Source organism: Bradyrhizobium sp. CCBAU 51765 (assembly GCF_015291725.1).
GTDB classification, from domain to species: Bacteria; Pseudomonadota; Alphaproteobacteria; order Rhizobiales; family Xanthobacteraceae; genus Bradyrhizobium; species Bradyrhizobium liaoningense.
In genome coordinates, this window is the sequence record NZ_CP030038.1 from 5,557,347 (window position 1) to 5,577,463 (window position 20,117).

The 20,117-nt window shown below is 64.3% G+C and carries 17 protein-coding genes; 15 read left to right on the top strand and 2 right to left on the bottom strand.

Features of this window, described 5'->3' with window-relative positions; genetic code table 11:
- Window positions 1-91: 91 nt before the first annotated feature.
- Window positions 92-1,297: a zinc metallochaperone GTPase ZigA gene (gene zigA / locus XH96_RS26470; RefSeq protein WP_194388352.1), complete on the bottom strand. Its 1,206-nt coding sequence runs from the start codon at window positions 1,295-1,297 to the stop codon at window positions 92-94.
- A gap of 260 nt (window positions 1,298-1,557) precedes the next feature.
- On the opposite strand from zigA, the gene XH96_RS26475 reads away from it, so the two are divergent.
- From XH96_RS26475 to XH96_RS26545, 15 genes are all read left to right on the top strand, one after another.
- Entirely contained in the window at window positions 1,558-1,695 is a 138-nt protein-coding gene (locus tag XH96_RS26475) for a hypothetical protein (RefSeq protein WP_194388353.1), read from the top strand.
- A gap of 462 nt (window positions 1,696-2,157) precedes the next feature.
- Window positions 2,158-3,165 (top strand): tripartite tricarboxylate transporter substrate binding protein, encoded by a 1,008-nt coding sequence (locus tag XH96_RS26480; protein WP_194388354.1) that lies wholly within the window; start codon window positions 2,158-2,160, stop codon window positions 3,163-3,165.
- A gap of 86 nt (window positions 3,166-3,251) precedes the next feature.
- On the top strand, window positions 3,252-3,743 hold the full coding sequence (locus XH96_RS26485) for a tripartite tricarboxylate transporter TctB family protein (RefSeq protein ID WP_194388355.1): 492 nt from the start codon (window positions 3,252-3,254) through the stop codon (window positions 3,741-3,743).
- Between the two features lie 43 nt (window positions 3,744-3,786).
- Entirely contained in the window at window positions 3,787-5,286 is a 1,500-nt protein-coding gene (locus XH96_RS26490; protein WP_194388356.1) for a tripartite tricarboxylate transporter permease, read from the top strand.
- Between the two features lie 393 nt (window positions 5,287-5,679).
- A complete protein-coding gene (gene oxlT / locus XH96_RS26495) occupies window positions 5,680-6,969 on the top strand; it encodes an oxalate/formate MFS antiporter (protein WP_194388357.1) in 1,290 nt (429 codons plus the stop codon).
- Between the two features lie 259 nt (window positions 6,970-7,228).
- Window positions 7,229-8,551 (top strand): oxalate/formate MFS antiporter, encoded by a 1,323-nt coding sequence (gene oxlT, locus XH96_RS26500; RefSeq protein ID WP_194388358.1) that lies wholly within the window; start codon window positions 7,229-7,231, stop codon window positions 8,549-8,551.
- A 179-nt stretch (window positions 8,552-8,730) separates the two neighbouring features.
- Entirely contained in the window at window positions 8,731-9,159 is a 429-nt protein-coding gene (locus tag XH96_RS26505) for a CBS domain-containing protein (protein WP_028180493.1), read from the top strand.
- Between the two features lie 244 nt (window positions 9,160-9,403).
- A complete protein-coding gene (locus tag XH96_RS26510; RefSeq protein WP_194388359.1) occupies window positions 9,404-10,423 on the top strand; it encodes a 2-dehydropantoate 2-reductase in 1,020 nt (339 codons plus the stop codon).
- Window positions 10,420-11,208, top strand: coding sequence for a fumarylacetoacetate hydrolase family protein (locus XH96_RS26515; protein WP_194388360.1), 789 nt, complete (start codon window positions 10,420-10,422; stop codon window positions 11,206-11,208). Before XH96_RS26510 ends, XH96_RS26515 begins: the two co-directional genes overlap by 4 nt.
- 380 nt (window positions 11,209-11,588) lie before the next feature.
- Complete coding sequence (locus XH96_RS26520) at window positions 11,589-11,792, top strand: hypothetical protein (protein ID WP_194388361.1); 204 nt, start codon at window positions 11,589-11,591, stop codon at window positions 11,790-11,792.
- Between the two features lie 55 nt (window positions 11,793-11,847).
- Complete coding sequence (locus XH96_RS26525) at window positions 11,848-12,495, top strand: hypothetical protein (protein WP_194388362.1); 648 nt, start codon at window positions 11,848-11,850, stop codon at window positions 12,493-12,495.
- A gap of 341 nt (window positions 12,496-12,836) precedes the next feature.
- Entirely contained in the window at window positions 12,837-13,832 is a 996-nt protein-coding gene (locus XH96_RS26530) for a nitronate monooxygenase family protein (RefSeq protein ID WP_194388363.1), read from the top strand.
- A 25-nt stretch (window positions 13,833-13,857) separates the two neighbouring features.
- On the top strand, window positions 13,858-14,826 hold the full coding sequence (locus XH96_RS26535) for a zinc-binding dehydrogenase (protein ID WP_194388364.1): 969 nt from the start codon (window positions 13,858-13,860) through the stop codon (window positions 14,824-14,826).
- A 220-nt stretch (window positions 14,827-15,046) separates the two neighbouring features.
- Complete coding sequence (locus XH96_RS26540) at window positions 15,047-16,420, top strand: cation-efflux pump (RefSeq protein WP_194388365.1); 1,374 nt, start codon at window positions 15,047-15,049, stop codon at window positions 16,418-16,420.
- 226 nt (window positions 16,421-16,646) lie between these two features.
- Complete coding sequence (locus tag XH96_RS26545) at window positions 16,647-18,977, top strand: PAS domain-containing sensor histidine kinase (RefSeq protein WP_194388366.1); 2,331 nt, start codon at window positions 16,647-16,649, stop codon at window positions 18,975-18,977.
- Between the two features lie 224 nt (window positions 18,978-19,201).
- Here the strand turns inward: XH96_RS26545 and XH96_RS26550 are convergent, their stop codons facing one another.
- Window positions 19,202-20,095, bottom strand: a complete 894-nt coding sequence (locus tag XH96_RS26550; RefSeq protein ID WP_028181570.1) for a LysR family transcriptional regulator — start codon at window positions 20,093-20,095, stop codon at window positions 19,202-19,204.
- Window positions 20,096-20,117: the final 22 nt, after the last annotated feature.

A 20,117-nucleotide genomic window follows, 5' to 3' on the forward strand; every position in this document is an offset into this window, starting at 1 on the left:
GAGCACTAACGGCTTTGCCGTCCCCTTGCAAGACCTGGTCGAAGATGGTCGCGCCCGGACCTTACGCCGAGGCTTTTGATATTCACGTCGATCAGTTGGATTGATCGCCTCGACGCCAGGCCGGAAACGGATCGGCGAGAGCGGACCATGCGGCGATGTCCATGGCGGACGTTTCCGGGACGAGACATGCGTCAAGCCTGCGGCGGATCTCGGCTTCGTCCATGCCGGTGCCGATGAACACGATCTCCTGGCGGCGGTCGCCGTAGACCTTGTCCCAATACTGGCCGAGCCGCTTGCGCCAGCCTTCATCGTTCGGCCACCGCTCCTTCGGGACGCTCGCCCACCAGAAACCCAGCGCTTCGGTCCTCACGATCGCTCCCGCCTGGCTGATCTCGCCAAGCCATTGCGGCCGCGTCGCCAGCCAGAAATGCCCCTTCGCCCGGATCACGCCCGGCCAGGCCTCTTTTACGAACTTGTCGAACTTCGATGGATCGAACGGCCTGCGGGCGCGGTAGACGAAGTTCTTCACGCCATATTCCTGCGTTTCAGGCACGTGGTCGGCGAAACCGTAGAGCTCCTTGTACCAGAGCGGATGCTGCTGGGCCTTCTCGAAGTCGAACCGGCCGGTGTTGAGCACGCGGTCGAAGGGCACGCGGCTGTGATTGGCTTCGATGATGTCGGCTTCCGGATTCAACGAGCGGATGATCTGGCGTGCCGCCTCGCGCTGTTGCGGCGAGGCATCGTCCACCTTGTTGAGGATGATCACGTCGGCGAACTCGATCTGCTCCACGAGGAGATCGACCAGCGTCCGCTTGTCTCCGTCCAGCGCCTCACCGCGCTCGCCCAGGAACTCGGTCGAGGAATAGTCCTTGAGCAGGTTGGCGGCGTCGACCACCGTCACCATCGTGTCCAGATGGGCGATGTCGGAGAGGCTTTCGCCCTCTTCCGAGCGGAAATCGAACGTCGCTGCGACCGGGAGCGGCTCCGAAATGCCTGTCGATTCGATCAGCAGATAATCGAAGCGCCCGCTTTCGGCGAGCGCACGTACCTCCCTCAGGAGATCGTCGCGCAGGGTGCAGCAGATGCAGCCATTGGTCATCTCCACCAGTTTCTCGTCAGTCCGCGAGAGGTTGGCACCACCATCGCGGACCAGGTCCGCATCGATGTTCACCTCGCTCATGTCGTTCACGATCACCGCCACTTTCAGGCCGTGCCGGTTGTTCAGGACGTGGTTCAGCAAAGTGGTCTTTCCAGCCCCGAGGAAGCCGGACAAGACGGTGACGGGGAGTTTGGGCATGGAGATCGAACAGCCTTTTGAGCGGGATGGGTCGAGGGCGGCGAGACACGGCATCTCACTATGTAATGTTATAACATAACATTCTTTGTTCGGCGCGCCGTGTCAAGGTGCTCTGTCCTGAGCCCCTCACCCGGCTATGCCGCAATGCGGAAGAACGAATGCTGCTATGCAAACAAGATCATGGACGCTGGCATCTGGTATACATAAACTCCCCTCGAGATGAGGCAGCAAGACTGACTGTCTCCAGAAAGGGATTTCCGATGTCCAAGACCGCTTCCGTCGCTCTCGCCCCCTCCGCCTCGCTGTTCGCCCGCCTGATGGCCGCGATCGACAGCTTCCTGATGGCGAGCGCCGAGATTTCCAATCACAACGGCGACCTGCCGCGTTTCGGCCTGTAAGAAGGCCTTGTCCTCCCGCCAACCGGCGGAGCTGACAGACCGCGCAGACGCCAGGTTCGGTCAAATGGCCCCGCTCGTTCGGGGCCATTTTCTTTTGCCTCCTTGCCCGGGCTTGCGACCTCAACTGCGACGATTCGTCCGCCGGACTGGCTGCCGATCCGATTGTTTGTTCGCTGGCATCGCGCATACCATTGGACAAGCAAGAACGATTGCACAATCCAAGGTGTAAGGCGGGGAAACGTAACGCAAGACGGGAACAGCCGAGGGCACACGCACCGCGAGCCTTGGCGGAACCTTAGCCGAAAGGAGCGGATGCCGCGCGGTGTCCCTCCTCATACAGTTTCTATCGGGACTGCCATGGGAGATCGACCGCAAGGGTGACACCAGGCATCTGAATTGAGATGGGCTGACGCAAGTCGACAAAGAGCGGCTGCGTTGAGGGTTCGACAGGGAGAGAAACAAATGAAGCCATCCGTTCTGAGTGTCGCTTTGGCGGCAATCGCGATGTCGTGCGCCAACAGCACCGCAAGCCGGGCAGCCTGGGAGCCGGTCCGTCCGGTCGAGTTCATCGTGCCCGCGGGCACCGGCGGCGGCGCCGATCAGATGGCACGCACCATTCAGGGCATCGTCACCAAGCACAACCTGATGAAGCAGCCGATGGTCGTCATCAACAAGGCGGGCGGCGCGGGCGGTGAAGGCTTCCTCGATGTGAAGACGTCGTCGGGCAATCCGCACAAGATCATCATCACGCTGTCGAACCTGTTCACGACGCCACTGGCCACCGGCATCCCGTTCAACTGGAAGGATTTGACGCCGGTGGCGATGCTGGCGCTCGACGAATTCGTGCTCTGGGTGAATGCCGAGAAGCCGTACAACAGCGTCAAGGATTACGTCGACGCTGCGAAGAAGGCACCAAGCGGCTCATTCAAGATGGGCGGCACCGGCTCCAAGCAGGAAGACCAGATCATCACGGTCGGCATCGAGAAGGCGATCGACGCGAAGTTCACCTACATTCCCTACAAGGGCGGCGGCGAAGTCGCCGTCCAGCTCGTCGGCAATCACGTCGATTCGACCGTCAACAATCCGATCGAGGCGGTCGCGCAATGGCGCGGCGGCAAGCTTCGTCCGCTCTGCGTCTTCGACGCCCAGCCGATGGCCTATGACGAACCGATCGCCGACGGCAAGGCCTGGAAGGATATTCCGACCTGCAAGTCGCAGGGCCTTGCGATGGAATATCTCATGCTGCGCGGCATCTTCATGTCGCCCAAGGCGACGAAGGACCAGATCGAATACTATGTCGAGCTGTTCAAGAAGGTGCGCGCCACGCCGGAATGGCAGGACTTCATGAAGAGCGGCGCCTTCAACACGACCTTCATGACCGGCGCCGACTACGCCAAATGGGTCGAGGCGGAGGAGAAGCGCCACGAAGGCTTGATGAAGGAAGCGGGCTTCCTCGCATCGGCGAATTGAGCCGCGACATCGGCGATGGCTGAGGACCCTGCTCGTCCTCACGCCCGCCGCGACCGCGAAAGACTGCGTTTCCGCCTGGAGGCCCCATGACTGAACGATCTGAACGCGGCCCGGCCCACAAGACGCTGGAAATTGGGATGGCGCTGCTGATCGGCGTTTTCGGCCTCGTCGTCATCCTCGGCAGCCTGAAGGCCGGCATCAACTGGGGCGCCGAGGGCCCGCGTGCCGGCTTCTTCCCCTTCTATATCGGCGCCGCCATCGTCGTGGCGAGCGCCATCAACCTCTGGCATGCGCAACGCGACGACGACGGCCGGCTGTTCGCAGAATGGGGACAGCTGCGCCAGGTCATGAGCGTCGTCGTGCCGACCGCGATCTATGTCGGCTCGATGCCGTTCATCGGCCTCTATGTCGCCTCGATGGTTTTCATTGCCTGGTTCATGCGCTGGCTCGGCCACTATCGCTGGCTGACGACCATCGCGGTCGCGGTCGGCATGCCGGTCCTGACCTATCTCGTTTTCGAACGCTGGTTCCTCGTCCCGCTTCCCAAGGGCCCCCTCGAGGAATGGCTCGGCCTGTAAGAACCGCGCCGTCATTTCCGTCATTGCTGCAGGACGTATCGATATGGAAGAGTTGGCCAATCTGTTTCACGGCTTCGCGGTCGCCCTGCAGCCCTACAACATCATGCTGATGATCATCGGCATCACGCTCGGGGTCATCATCGGCGTGCTGCCGGGACTGGGGGGCGCCAACGGCGTCGCGATCCTGCTTCCCCTGACCTTCAGCATGCCGCCGACGTCGGCGATCATCATGTTGTCCTGCATCTATTGGGGCGCATTGTTCGGCGGCGCCATCACCTCGATCCTGTTCAACATCCCCGGCGAGCCCTGGTCCGTGGCGACCACTTTCGACGGCTATCCGATGGCGCAACAGGGCAGACCCGGCGAAGCCCTGACCGCCGCCTTCACCTCCTCCTTCGTGGGCGCGCTGTTTGCCGTCATCATGATCACGCTCGTCGCGCCCCTCGTTGCGGGCTTCGCACTGCGATTTGGTCCGGCGGAGAAGTTCGCGGTGTACTTCCTCGCTTTCTGCAGCTTCGTCGGCCTCAGCAAGGAGCCACCGTTCAAGACCATCGCGGCGATGATGATGGGCTTCGCGCTCGCGGCGGTCGGCCTCGATTCGATCACCGGACAGTTGCGGCTGACCTTCGGCATCACGGAGCTGCTCAACGGATTCGACTTCCTGATCGCCGTGATCGGCCTGTTCGGCATCGGCGAGATCCTGCTGACCATGGAGGAAGGGCTGGCGTTCCGCGGCGGCAACGCCACCATCAATCTTCGGGTGGTGCTGCAGACCTGGCGGGAATTGCCCGCCTATTGGATGACCTCGCTGCGCTCCTGCCTGATCGGCTGCTGGATGGGCGTCACGCCCGCCGGCGCAACGCCGGCCTCCTTCATGAGCTACGGTATCGCCAAGCGCCTGTCGCGACGCGGCAACAATTTCGGCAAGGGCGAGATCGAAGGCGTGATCGCGCCGGAGACGGCGGCGCATGCCGCAGGCACCGCCGCGCTGCTGCCGATGCTCTCGCTCGGCGTGCCGGGCTCGCCCACCGCCGCCGTCCTGCTCGGCGGCTTGCTGATCTGGGGCCTGCAGCCCGGCCCGATGCTGTTCGTCGAGCAGAAGGAGTTCGTCTGGGGCCTGATCGCGTCGATGTATCTCGGCAACCTCGCCGGCCTCATCGTCGTGCTCACCTGCGTGCCGATCTTCGCCGCGATCCTCCGCGTGCCCTTCGGCATCATCGCGCCGCTGATCCTGGTGCTGTGCGCGATCGGCGCCTATTCGGTCCACAACAGCACCTTCGACGTGATGCTGATGCTGGTGTTCGGCGTGCTCGGCTATCTCCTGAAGAAGTGCAACTACCCGCTCGCCCCGCTGGTGCTCGCCATCGTGCTCGGCGACAAGGCCGAGGAAGCGTTCCGCCAATCGCTGCTGGGATCGCAGGGATCGCTCGGGGTGTTCTTCTCCAACGGCCTCGTCAGCACGATCATGGCGCTCGGTCTGGTCGCCTTGTTCTGGTCCGCGATCCAGGAAGGCTATAGCCGGCTGCGCACGTCGATGGCGTGACGAGCGACCCGCGCCATCATCGCCAACGCCAAATTGCCGCAGGTCGGACTTCTGGAATATAGAATTCCAGGAATCGCGTGGTCAGCGACGGACCGCGCGTCGGCAGCGCGCGCGTGGAGGGGCCCCAACCGCACGGGCTTTCAACAGCGGTCTTGCGGCGTCGGGACAACACGAAAATAAAAGCTGAATCAATTACTTGATCAGGATCGACCGACACTTCCGCGCGTGTGCCGGCTGCGATTGGGGCTTTACAAGCCGGCCCTCATCGCGCATCTGAACAAGCCCGCGTTATTTCGCCGCACCTCCCGTCCTCTGCTTGAATCTTGGCATAATGAATACCAGGATGCGGGCAGCGCATGCATAAAAATGATCGGCGCATTCGGGAGGGTTTTTATGACGGACATGGTGCAGTCGGCAGCGGCCCCCAGTGCCGCACGCGTAAGCGATGCGTATCGCTGGGCGCAGTTGGCGATCGGTGTGATGGCGATGGTGATGATCGCCAACTATCAATACGGCTGGACGTTCTTCGTCCCCGACATCCAGAAGACGTTCGGCTGGGATCGCGCATCGATCCAGTGGGCCTTCACCCTTTTCGTGTTGTTCGAGACCTGGCTGGTACCGGTCGAAGGATGGTTCGTCGACAAATACGGCCCACGCATCGTCGTGCTGGTCGGCGGCGTGCTCTGCGCCATCGGCTGGGCGATCAACGCGCAGGCCACCTCGCTCAACGGCTACTATCTCGGCATGATCATCGCAGGCATCGGCGCCGGCGGCGTCTACGGCACCTGCGTCGGCAATGCGCTGAAATGGTTTCCGGACAAGCGCGGTCTTGCCGCCGGCATCACCGCCGCGGGCTTCGGTGCAGGCTCTGCGCTCACCGTCGCGCCGATCCAGGCCATGATCAAGGACAGCGGCTTCCAGACCACCTTCCTCTATTTCGGCCTCGGGCAAGGCATCATCATCTGCATCCTCGCCTTCTTCCTGCTCGCGCCGAAAGCGGGCCAGGTGCCGAACGTGGTGGCGAATGCCAATATCATCCAGACCCGGCGCAACTATCAGCCGACCGAAGTGCTGCGCCAGCCGATCTTCTGGCTGATGTACTTCATGTTCGTGATCGTCGGCGCGGGTGGACTGATGGTCACCGCGAACCTGAAGCCGATCGCGGTCGACTGGAAGGTCGACAGCGTGCCGGTGACGCTGATGGCGGTGACGATGACGGCGGTGACCTTCGCGGCCACGATCGACCGCGTGCTCAACGGGCTGACGCGTCCGTTCTTCGGCTGGATCTCCGACATGATCGGGCGCGAGAATACGATGTTCATCGCCTTCGGCATGGAAGGCTTCGGCATCTGGATGCTCTACCTCTGGGGCCACGATCCGGTCTGGTTCGTGCTGCTCTCGGGCTTCGTGTTCTTCGCCTGGGGCGAGATCTACTCACTGTTCCCCTCGACCTGCACCGACACGTTCGGCGCCAAGTTCGCGACCACCAATGCCGGCCTGCTCTACACCGCCAAGGGCACCGCCGCGCTGCTGGTGCCGATCGCCAACTACATGCAGCAATCGTCGGGCACCTGGGACGCCGTGTTCATCATCGCTGCCGGCGCCAACATCCTGGCGTCGCTGCTGGCGATCGCAGTGCTGAAACCCTGGCGCAAGGTCGTGGTCGCGAAATCGACCATCTGACCGCTCCACCGCAGTTCACGCGAGCACGACGCCCGGCCTCACGGCCGGGCGTTTTCGTTTGGCAGAAGACCGCCGCGATTGACGGGATGCGGCCTGAACCCGCCGCATTTTGTGAACTCGGAGCCAAGATAGGGCTTGCAATCTGGAATATCGTATACCAATCTCCGGACGACGCCTGCGACGATAAGACACAATATTTGCGACATCAGGTCACCTTGTCGATCTGATGTACGACAGACAGGCGCGTTGGGAGGTTCTGATGATTTCCAGCCCGGATGGCGCCGTCACCGCCGCGCCGCTTCGCACCGGCTTCCGCTGGCTCCAGCTCGGCATGGGCATCGTCTGCATGGCGATGATCGCCAATCTGCAATATGGCTGGACGCTGTTCGTCGATCCGATCGACGCCGCCCATCATTGGGGACGCGCCGCGATCCAGCTCGCTTTCACCATCTTCGTGGTCACCGAGACCTGGCTGGTGCCGGTCGAGGCCTGGTTCGTCGACAAATACGGCCCGCGCATCGTCGTCATGTTCGGCGGCACGATGATCGCGCTGTCCTGGATTCTCAACTCCTATGCCGACAGCCTCACCCTGCTCTACGCGGCCGCGATCATCGGCGGCCTGGGCGCGGGCGCGGTGTACGGCACCTGCGTCGGCAACGCGCTGAAATGGTTTCCAGACCGTCGCGGTCTCGCGGCAGGTGCGACCGCCGCCGGCTTCGGCGCAGGCGCCGCGCTCACGATCGTTCCGATCGCGAGCATGATCGCCTCGAGCGGCTACCAGCACGCATTCCTCACCTTCGGCATCGGCCAGGGCGTCGTCGTGTTCGTGCTCGCCTTCTTCATCCAGCCGCCGCGGATCTCGATTCCGCCGAAGAAGAAGCAGCTCAATCTGCCGCAGACCAAGATCGACTTCACCCCGCCGCAGGTGCTGCGCACCCCTGTTTTCTGGGTGATGTACCTCGTTTTCGTGATGGTTGCCTCGGGCGGCCTGATGACCGCGGCGCAGATCGCCCCGATCGCGCACGACTACAAGATCGCGAATAGTCCGGTAACGCTCGCCGGCTTCCAGATGGCGGCCTTGACGTTCGCGATCTCGCTCGATCGCATCTTCGATGGTTTCGGGCGTCCGTTCTTCGGCTGGGTCTCCGACACGATCGGCCGCGAGCCCACCATGTTCATCGCCTTCGGCACCGCTGCCCTGATGTTGCTGACGCTGTCGGCCTATGGCCACCTGCCGACCATCTTCGTGCTCGCGACCGCGGTCTATTTCGGCGTGTTCGGCGAGATCTACTCGCTGTTCCCCGCGACCTGCGGCGACACCTTCGGTGCGAAGTTCGCGACCACCAACAACGGCATGCTCTACACCGCCAAGGGCACGGCCTCGCTGCTCGTCCCGCTCGCAAGCGTGATCTCCACCGCTTATGGCTGGAAGGCCGTGTTCGTGGTCGCGGTGGCGCTGAACGCAACGGCGGCACTGACGGCGCTGCTCGTGATCAAACCGCTGCGCCGCTCCTTCATCCTTGGCAAGGAAGCCGAGAGCATCAAGGCCGCCACCGGCACTGCCAAAACCGAGACGGCGTAAGCACCCCACGGATGTCCATGCTTGAGAAGGGGCGCAGCGATGCGCCCCTTTTTCTTTTTTGGCCCACGACAAACGTCAGTATGACTGTCGCAAGATTTTTCGGATCAGCCAAATCCAGCGCTTGACGATTGGCATTATGTATACCACACTTCTCCCGTCACTCACCCAGGGAGGTTGCAATGCTGGTCGGAGACATTCTGCGCAAGAAGACGCCGCGCGTTGTCACGGTGCGGATGAACGAAACGGTGGGTATCGCGGCCAAGCTGATGCGCGCCAACAACATCAGCGCGCTGGTGGTGAAGGACGTGGTCCGCTCCGAGGGCAACACCGCGGTCGGCATGTTCACCGAGCGCGACGTGGTACGCGCCGTCGCCGAGCACGGCGCCAATGCCGTCAATGTCAAGGTCTCGCAGCTCGTTTCGGTGCAGCAGCTGGTGTCCTGCACCTCCTCGGATCCGATCGAGCACGTCCGCCATCTGATGAACCGTCATCACATCCGCCATCTGCCCGTGATCGACGATTACAGCCTCATCTCCGTCATCAGCATGCGCGACATCGCCGCGGCCGTCGACGAGGCCCTCAACGGCACGCCGCAAGCCGCAGCCTAAAGCGGCGCCTCACGTCCAGCTACGGAAGAGCTGCGCCTCCTCTCCCGCTTGCGGGAGAGGATTGGGGAGAGGGCTGCCTGCGCCAGCGAGACTCCCCAGGAGGATAGAACCCTTACCCGCCGCGCTCGGGACGATGTTTCGCATCGCCCGGGGCGCGCCGACCTCTCCCGCAAGCGGGAGAGGTGCAGCGAACCTGTGTCACGATCGGTCCACCCAACTGCCAAATAGGTCCCGCGAGGATTTCATGAAGATCTGCATCTACGGCGCCGGCGCGATCGGCGGATATCTCGGGGTTCAGCTCGCGCGCGCGGGCGCCGATGTCAGCCTGGTCGCACGCGGCCCGCACCTTGCCGCGATGCGCGAGCGCGGCCTGACGCTGCTCGCGGGCGAGGAGAAGCACACCGTGTATCCGCGCTGTACCGACGATCCCGCCGAGCTCGGCGTGCAGGATTTCATCATCATTACGCTGAAGGCGCATTCGATCACCGGCGTGATCGAGAAGATGCGGCCGCTGCTCGGGCCTCACACCCGCATCGTCACGGCCGTCAACGGCATTCCCTATTGGTACTTCTACAAGCACGGCGGGCAATACGAGAACTCGACGCTGGAGAGCATCGACCCCGGCGGGCGGCAGTGGCGCGAAATCGGCGCCGAGCGCGCCATCGGCTGCATCGTCTATCCCGCCACCGAGATCGAGGCACCCGGCGTGATCCGCCACGTCTACGGCAACAACTTTCCGCTCGGCGAGCCCTCCGGCGAGATCACCGATGACGTGCAGCGTCTCGCCGACCTGTTCGTCGCCGCCGGGCTGAAGGCGCCGGTGCTCGACCGCATCCGGGACGAGATCTGGCTCAAGCTGTGGGGTAACGTCTGCTTCAATCCGATCAGCGCGCTGACCCACGCCACACTCGACGTGATCTGCACCGATCCGGCGACGCGCGCACTGTCGCGCGCGATCATGGTGGAGACGCAAGCCATCGCCGAGACGTTCGGGGTCAAGTTCCGCGTTGACGTCGAGCGCCGCATCGAGGGCGCCCGCAAGGTCGGCGCCCACAAGACCTCGATGCTCCAGGATCTCGAGCGCGGCCGCCCGATGGAGATCGATCCGCTCGTCACGGTGGTGCAGGAGATGGGCCGCCTTACCGGGATCGCCACGCCCGCCCTCGATTCAGTGCTGGCGATGGTGACCCAGCGCGCCCGCATCGCCGGCCTCTATGACGGGGTCTCGACGCCATCAGATCCGCGCGCACTGGCGGTGGCATGATGGCGAGCGAGATCAAGAAGTGGCTCCGCTTCCGGAGCAATGGCATGACCGGCTTCGGCACGCTGAGCCCATCAGGCATCAGCGTGCATGAAGGCGAGATGTTCGGCCGCAGCACCGCTACCGGCAAGACGCTGTCGCTGTCGGAGGTCGAGCTGCTCGCGCCCTGCGCGCCCAGCAAGATCGTCGCGCTCTGGAACAATTTCCACGCGCTCGCGGCAAAGCTCAACCAACCCGAGCCGCCGGAGCCGCTCTACCTGCTGAAGGCCACCACCAGCATCGCCGCACCGGGCGCCGTGATCCGCCGCCCGTCCTCCTACGACGGCAAGACAACCTATGAGGGCGAGCTCGGCATCGTCATCGGCAAGGCCTGCGCGCGCGTGTCACCCGCAGAAGCGGATAGCTTCATCTTCGGCTACACCTGCGTCAACGACATCACCGCCAACGACATCCTGACGCGCGACCCCACCTTCCCGCAATGGGCCCGCGCAAAGGGCATCGACGATTACGGCCCGTTCGGCCCTGTCATCGCGACCGGCATCGATCCGGCCGGGCTCGTGGTCCGTACCATCCTCAATGGCGCGGAGCGGCAGAACTATCCGATCTCGGACATGATCTTCAGCGCTCAGGAGCTGGTCAGCAGTATCTCCCATGACATGACCCTGCTGCCCGGCGACCTCATCGCCGTCGGCACTTCCGTCGGCGTCGGCGTGATGAAGGAGCCGGTAAACACGGTCACCGTCGCGATCGACGGCATCGGCGAGCTGACCAACGAGTTTCGGCTGTAACCGCCCCGCAGCGCAACAAAATTGATCCGGCGCAAATCGGCCGTCGCGGCCACCGGTATCCTTTCCCTTGATGCAAGGGAGGACGCTATGACGAATGCCGGCAATGCGCTTTTGTGGACGGCCCTTTACTTCGCTCTCTCGTTCGTTGTGATCTTCGTGGTCTGGTTTGCCGACAAGATGCGCTCGAACATCTCCCGGAAACGATAACCGCAGCGCGTGTTCATCTCCGAAACATTCGGACACATCACATCTGCGCGCGCCTGGCATATGCCGCCAACATGTCCCGCGCCCGCCGCAACTTGGACGCATTCGGCCGCCCTTCTGCGAGGCGTGTCTGGGGGCACGGCGGTGCCGTGTTTGGACCAAACCTTCAGGGGTATATGACTGTGAAGAAGATTGTATTTGCTCTCGGTGCTACGCTTGCTCTGGCGACGGCTGCGAACGCTGCGGATCTGCCGCGCCGGCAGCCCGTGCCGGTCTATCCGGCCGAACAGGCGCCGATTGGCAAAATGCCGATTGGAAAGAGCCCGGTTGGAAAAGCCCCGATCGGCAAGGCGCCCGGCCCGGTCGCAGCGCGCTACTGACGCGCAACGGAATACGCGCAGATCTGCGTAGCAGCCGACAGTCAAGGGGTGTCGCGTGACGAACAAAGCTGATCGATCGGGATCCTGCATCCTCGCGGGCTTCGCTCTTGCGGCCATGCTCTCGTGCACGACGCCCTCGGCCTCGGCCCACCAGGCAAACAAGCGCGTTGCCGACGCGAACGCGCTTGCCACGACCGACACCGCCGCGCGACCTCAGCCGCAATCGCGGCGCTCCGTCGCGCGCGCGGAGAAAGGCCCCTACTACGTCGACTTCCGCGCGCGTACCGCCGCGAGCTGGGGCCATGCCTTCGTCTGGTACGGCAAGACCAGCGAGCGCGCCGTGGAGGTCGCAGGGCTCACGCCGGCCGGCGACACGCTCGCTTACGTGCTCGGTCACATCACCTTTGTGCCGTCCGAGACTGGCGCGAGCTACGGCGATCTCGATCCGGAATATCTGACCGCGAGCTATCGCGTCTATCTGAACGAAGCGGACGCCAAGCGCGTGTTCGCCTACATCAAGGAATTGCAGGCGAACTCGCCGGTGTGGAACGCCGAGACTGCCAACTGCACCGGCTTCATCGGCGATATCGCCGAGTTCATGGGCCTAGAGGTCCCCAACCGCTGGCAACGCCCGGAAAACTTCGTCAACCGCCTCAAGGAAATGAACGGCGGCCGTCAGATGGTACGGCTGTCGGCGGAGTAGCCGGAGCCTCAGTTATCCGTGCCCCGGACGCAGCACAGCGTCCCTTCGACGATGCGCTGCAGAGCCGGGGCCCATCTTTCAAGGCATTCGCGGAATGTGGGTCCGGCTCTGCGCCGCAACGCCATAAGCGCGTTCACGCGCGTCTTCGACGCGCTATGGGCGTTGCAGCGCGTCCGGGACACGAGGCCATCCGAATTATCCGCCTCGCGGAATCGCCCCCGCCGCCCGCATGACGCCCCGCCCCTACCGCACACCCCCGCAATAGACATTTGCCACCCCCGGCGGCATCCTCCGGCCATCAACCGATAACAGAGCGCCAACGCAGGCGGGGGAAACACATCATGCTGCAGACACGGTTCACCAAACTCGTCGGCGTCGAGCACCCGATCGTCCAGGGCGGCATGCAGTGGGTCGGCCGCGCCGAGCTCGTCGCTGCCGTCGCCAATGCCGGCGCGCTCGGCTTCATCACCGCGCTGACCCAGCCGACGCCGGAGGACCTGACCAGGGAGATCGCGCGCTGCCGCGACCTCACCGACAAGCCGTTCGGCGTCAATCTCACCATCCTGCCCGCGATCAAGCCGCCGCCCTATGCCGAATACCGCGCCGCCATCATCGAGAGCGGCATCAAGGTGGTCGAGACCGCCGGCAACAAGCCGCAGGAGCATGTCGACGAGTTCAAAAAGCACGGCGTCAAGGTCGTGCACAAATGCACCAGCGTGCGCCACGCGCTCTCGGCCGAACGAATGGGCGTCGATGCCATCTCGATCGACGGATTCGAATGCGCCGGCCACCCCGGCGAGGACGACACCCCCGGCCTGATCCTGATCCCGGCCGCCGCCAACAAGATCAAGATCCCGATGATCGCCTCGGGCGGCTTCGCCGACGCCCGTGGCCTCGTCGCGGCGCTGGCCCTGGGTGCCGACGGCATCAACATGGGCACGCGCTTCATGGCCACCAGGGAGAGCCCGATCCACCAGCTCATCAAGGAGAAGATCGTCGCCAATGACGAGCGCGAGACCGAGTTGATCTTCCGCACCATGCGCAATACCTCGCGTGTGGCGAAGAACGCGATCTCGAGCAAGGTCGTCGCCATGGAGAAGGAGGGCGCGAAGTTCGAGGACATCCGCGAGCTCGTCGCCGGCGCCCGCGGCAAGATGGTCTATGCCACCGGCGATTCCGACGAAGGCATCTGGTCGGCCGGCCAGGTACAGGGCCTGATCCAGGACATCCCGAGTTGCGCCGAACTGGTCTCCCGCATCGTGCGCGAGGCGGAAGCGATCATCCGCGGCAGGCTGGAGGGCATGATCGTTCATCCGCAACGTGAAGCCGCGGAATAGTCACCGCAAGAAACGAGAGTAATTCATGAAGGCTTACGTCTATGGCCCTGGTGGCGCTACGATTTCCGATGTCGCTCAACCACAGCCCAAGGGCACGCAGGTGCTGGTCCGCGTCCGCGCCAGCGCCCTGAACCGCGCCGACACCATAATGCGCAAGGGGCACGCCCATGGGGCGTCTGGCGGCATCGGCACCGTGCTCGGCATGGAATGGGCCGGCGAAGTCGCCGAGCTTGGGCCGAATGCCAAGGGCGTCAAGGTCGGTGACCGCATCATGGGCTCGGGCGGCGCTGCCTTTGCCGAATATACGCTGGCTGATCACGGCCGGCTATTCCACGCCCCCTCGAACATGAATTTCGAGGAGGCCGCCACTCTCCCCGTCGCGCTCACGACCATGCACAACGCCGTCGTCACCATTGGCGGTGTGCAGCCGGGCCAGAGCGTGCTGGTCCAGGGCGCGAGCTCCGGGGTCGGCCTGATGGCGATGCAGATCGCAAGGCTCAAGGGCGCAAAGCTCGTGATCGGCTCGTCGACCGATGCCGCTCGTCGCAGCCGGCTGAAGGACCATGGCGCCGATCTCGCCGTCGATAGCTCCGATCCCCAATGGGTCGACCAGGTGCTGAAGGCGACGAACGGGGAAGGCGTCGATCTCATCGTCGACCAGGTCTCGGGCAAGGTCGCGAGCCAGAACCTTGCCGCGACGAAGATCAAGGGCCGCATCGTCAATGTCGGCCGGCTCGGCGGCACCCACGCCGACTTCAATTTCGACCTGCATGCGGCCCGCCGCATCGACTATGTCGGCGTCACCTTCCGCACCCGCACCATCGAGGAGGTCCGGGAGATCTTCGAGGAGGTCCGCAAGGACGTCTGGGGCGCAGTGGAATCACGCACGCTGCAGCTGCCGATCGACAAGGTGTTCGCGTTCGACGACATCGATCAGGCGTTCGAGCACATGGAGGCGAACAGGCATCTGGGGAAAATCGTCGTGACGCTGTGAAGGTTGCGGCAGCGAGACAGGAGCGGAGCGACGCTCTCTCCCCTCGTCATGGCCGGGCTTGACCCGGCCATCCACGTCTTTACCCCCTGCGCAGAAGAACGTGGGTGCCCCGGGACAAGCCCGGGCATGACGGCGTCTGGGGATCGCTCCTGCAAGTCACTCGCGACTACGGCTGTGGATCGTCGCTTGATGTTCACCCACGCCCTGCTAAATCCCCGCCATGGCCTCTCAGCACAATAAAACCTCGGTCGCCGCGATCTCGATCTTCGCCAGTGGCGGCATGGCGGTGGCCAAGTTCGCGGTCGGGATCGCGATCGGCTCGCTGGCGCTGATCTCCGAGGCCCTGCATTCCTCGATCGACCTGGTCGCGACCATCATCACCTGGGCGGTGGTGCGGGTGTCCGACAAGCCCGCGGACGACGAGCACCATTACGGCCACGGCAAGCTGGAAAGCGTCTCCGCGCTCGGCGTCACCGCCCTGCTCTACGTGCTTGCCGGCGGCATCCTGGTCGAGGCCTATAGCCGGCTGAGCGAGGGAACCCCGCCGCCGACCATTTCGGCCGTGCCGTTCGTGGTGCTGGTGATCGATATCGCCGTCAATCTCTGGCGCGCCCGCGCCCTGCACCGCGCCGCGCGGGAGACCAGGAGCCAGGCGCTGGCGGCGGATGCACTGCATTTCGCCTCCGACGTGATGGGCTCGTTCGCCGTGATCGTGGGCCTGATCCTCGCCGGTCTCGGCTTCTGGTGGGGCGACGCGGCGGCGGCCGCAGCGGTTGCCGTGATGATCGCCCTGCTCGGGCTGCGCATGGCGGGCTCCACCGTGCAGACGCTGGTCGACCGCGCCCCGGAAGGCGCGCAGGAGAAGGCCACCGCCGCGATCCGCGGCGTACCGGGCGTGATCGACGTCGACCGGCTGCGCGTGCGCATGGTCGGAGCGACCACGTTCATCGACACCATCGCAAAGGTGCCGCGAACCTATCCGATCGACCGCGTCGAGGAGATCAAGCGCAACGCGCAAATCGCCGTGGACAAGGCGTTCGGCGACGCCGACCTCACCTTCACCGCGGTCCCCGTCGCACGCAACAACGAGACCGTGCGCGACCGCATCATGGTGATCGCGCACAATTCGGGCCTCGCTGTTCACCATGTCACGGTGCACGATCTCGGCGCCAAGCTGACCGTCAGCATCGACCTCGAGGTCGACGCCGACATGCCGCTCGAAGCCGCCCATGATGTCGCCAACACGCTGGAGCGCAACATCCAGGAGGAGTTCGGCGAGGACGTCGAGGTCGACGTTCACATCGAGCCATTGGAACCGGAACTGCCGTTCGGCGTCGACGCCGCACCGGAACGGGTGCAGACCATCGCCGCCGCACTGGCCGAATTCGCCGGCGAAGGCGAGATCCACGACATCCATAATGTGCGTGTCCGCAACACCGACGCCGGCGAGATCGTCAATTTCCACTGCCGCGCGGCACCGTCGATGAGCGTGATCAAGGTGCACGAGCATGTCGACGCGATTGAGCGCGCGTTGCGGCGTGCGTTCCCGAGCGTGAAGCGCGTGATCAGTCACGCCGAACCGCCACGCGCGTGATGCAGAACGTGCGGGGAGTCGCACGTTCTCGTTTCGGACTCCTCGCGCGCGCGCGTTTGCGGTCACCCGATGCATAAACTGCGCGTTGGATAAGAATAATTTCGCGTTAACGATTCGTTGACTCTCGACAGCCCGCGAAAACTGGATTCAAATCAGTGTGATTCGGAAGCGACGTGGGGCTGCTTCCGAGCTTCAGTTGCAAGCTGGTTTTCAGGGGGCCGAAGGCATGTCGCGTGCAGACGCCGCGAACGCATGCGTCCAATCCGATTCGATCAAGGGATTGGCGCAATCGATCGCGAAACCTGCCTATCATCGGCTCCTGATCGCGGAGCCGGCGCTGCGCCGCGCCGTGCCGACACTCATCATCGCATTCCTGATCACGATCTGCCTGGGCGCATTCGTGCAGGTGGTCGACCAGACGCGGCAGAAGCGGCTGGTGATCAGCCACGACATTTCGGCCCTCGCCGACCTGCTCGCCGAGCGCATCGACCGCCTGACCTCGGCGCGGCAGGAACGGCTGAAGAACATCGAGAGCCTGCAGGCGCTGTTGCCGGATCTGATCCCGTCCTGGGGCACGGCCTCGGGCCGCCATGTCATCGTCACCTCGGCCGGCGTCGACCGCCGTATCCTCGCCCGCATCCCTGCAGACAACGACTCCGTCGGCAACGACCGCCTGCTCGACGCGATCACGGCCGCGCAATTGATGGCGGCGCCGCCAAGCGACGGCAACGTCTCCGACTTGACGCTGCCGAGCGGCAACGCAGCGATGGCGACCTCGCGGCAGATCAAGTCGCTGCCGGGCTTCGTCACCCTGATCCAGGAGCGCAACGAGCCGATCTGGGGATCGGACGCCGCGCTCTCGGTCACGCTGTCGGCGACCACCGGCTTCGTCGTCCTGATCCTCGGCTTCGCCTTCCACTGGCAGTCGACCCGCGCCCGCGAGGGCGACATCATCAACGACGCCGTGCGCGGCCGCATCGACACCGCGCTCAACCGCGGCCGCTGCGGGCTGTGGGACTGGGATCTGTCGCGCGGCCGGATCTTCTGGTCGCAGTCGATGTTCTCGATGCTCGGCCTCGACGGCCGCCACGAGCTCCTCACCTTCGGCGAGGTCAACGCGCTGGTGAAGTCCGACGACATCGACCTGTTCGCGATCGCCGACCAGCTCATCTCCGGCGAGATCGACCACATCGACCAGACCTTCCGCATGCAGCATGTCGACGGCCACTGGATCTGGCTCCGCGTGCGCTGCGAGAAGACGCGCGGGGCGACTGATGACAGCGTGCACCTGATCGGGATCGCCGTCGACATCACCGAGCAGAAGAGCCTCGCGGAAAGGACCGTGGAAGCCGACCTCCGCCTGCGCGACGCAATCGAGACCATTCCGGAAGCCTTCGTGCTGTGGGATGCGAGCGATCGCCTCGTGCTCTGCAACTCGCACTTCCAGCGTCTGCACCGGCTGCCCGATACGGCCGTCATTCCCGGCACCTCCTACGAGACCGTGCTCGAGGTCGGCCGCATGCCGGAGGTGCGCACCCGCCACAACGAGACCGCCGCCCAGGGCCCGGGGGCGCGTACCTTCGAGGCGCAACTCGACGACGGCAGCTGGCTGCACATCAGCGAACGCCGCACCAAGGATGGCGGCTACGTCTCGGTCGGCACCGACATCACCCGCATCAAGGAGCACGAGCAGAAGCTGGTCGACAACGACCTGCGCCTGCGTGCCACCGTCATCGACCTGAAGCGCTCGCAGGCCGCGCTGGAGCGCCAGGCGATCGAGCTCGCCGACCTCGCCGAGAAGTACCAGCGCGAGAAGACCCGCGCCGAGGAAGCCAACCAGACCAAGTCGAAATTTCTGGCCAATATGAGCCACGAGCTGCGCACGCCGCTCAATGCCATCATCGGTTTCTCCGAGATCATGGGCTCGGGCATGTTCGGCGAGCTCGGAAGCGAGAGATACCAGGAGTACTGCCAGGACATCCTGACCAGCGGCCACTATCTGCTCGAGGTCATCAACGACATCCTCGACATGTCCAAGATCGAAGCCGGCCGCATGAAGCTCGACATGGAAGAGCTCGACCTCTCGAAGACGCTTGTGGAGTCCCTGCGGGTCGTCACCGGCCGTGCGCAGGACAAGCGCCTGACGCTCGACGCCGACATCGCAAAACCCATCTCCGTCGTCGCCGACCGCCGCGCGACCAAGCAGATCATCGTCAACCTGCTCTCCAACGCCGTGAAGTTCACGCCCGAGGGCGGGCGCATCGTGGTGCGCAGCCGGCAGCTCGAGGACAGCATCGTGCTGATGATCGCCGATACCGGCATCGGGATCGCGCCACATTCGCTGGCGCGGCTCGGCCGCCCGTTCGAGCAGGTGGAGAGCCAGCTCACCAAGACCTATCACGGCTCGGGCCTTGGCCTCGCGATCGCCCGCTCGCTGGCGCAGCTCCACGGCGGCTCGATGCGGCTGCGTTCGAAGATCGATGTCGGCACCGTCGTCCGCGTGACCCTGCCGCGCGACGCGATCAAGGCGGCGTCCGGGATATCGGCTGCCGCGTAGCGCTTCCTGTAGCTTCGAGTGGCTTTAGGTTGAATCGGTTGCCGCGGCTTGGACACCTCGCCCGCTTGCGGGAGAGGTCGCGCCGAAGGCGCGGGTGAGGGCTTTCTCCTCTAGGGGATTGTCCCATTGCGGAAACACCCTCTCCCCAACCCTCTCCCGCAAGCGGGCAAGGGAGCGCACCGCCGGTGCAGCAATCAGATCTGATCACATCACGCTGTAGATCTCTACAATTGCAGCGTCGGCGCCACTTCCCGCGCCACATTGACCAGCGCCGCGATCAGCGGCGTCATCGGATCGCGCTGCGGGATCACCATGCCGATGCTGTAGTTGACCTCGGGGTCGACGATCGGGATCGAACGCACCGTATCGGACAGGCCGAGCGTCTCGGCGAGCTTGGCCGGCATCACGCTCGCCCAACGCCCCGTCTTCACATGCGTGAACAGCACCAGCAGCGAGTTCGAGGTCAGCGTCGGCGTCGCCTCCGCGCCGACCGAGCGCAATGCGCGATCGATGATGCGGCGGTTCTGCATGTCGGGCGTCAGCAGGCATAGCGGCACCTGGCCGACCTCCTTCCAGGTCACCGTCTCGCGGTCGCCGAACATCGCATCCGGCGCGGTCAGCAGGCGATAGCTCTCGTTGTAGAGCGGAATGGTGCGCACCTTGCCGATCGGCTCGTTCTCGATGTAGGTGAGCCCCGCATCGACCTCGAGATTTTCGAGCAGCCCCAGCACCTCGGACGAGGTGGTGGACTGGATGCGGAAGCGCACCTCGGGATGCTTGGCGCGAAACGGCGTCGTCAGCGAGGCGACCATGCCGAGCACGGTCGGGATCGCGGCGATGCGGATCTCGCCGGAGAGCTGATGCTTCAGCCCGTTGATCTCGTCGCGCATCGCGCGGGCATCACCCACGATCCGCCGCGCCCAGTCGAGCGCCCGCTCGCCTTCCGGGGTAAATCCCTGGAAGCGCGAGCCGCGCTGGACCAGCATCACGCCGAGGATCTCCTCGAGCTGCTTGAGCCCGGTCGACATCGTCGGTTGCGTCACGCCACAGGCTTCCGCCGCGCGTCCGAAATGCCGCTCCTTCGCCAGCGCCAGCAGCAGTTCAAGCTTGTCGATCAACCGGTTATCCCTTCGGATTCTG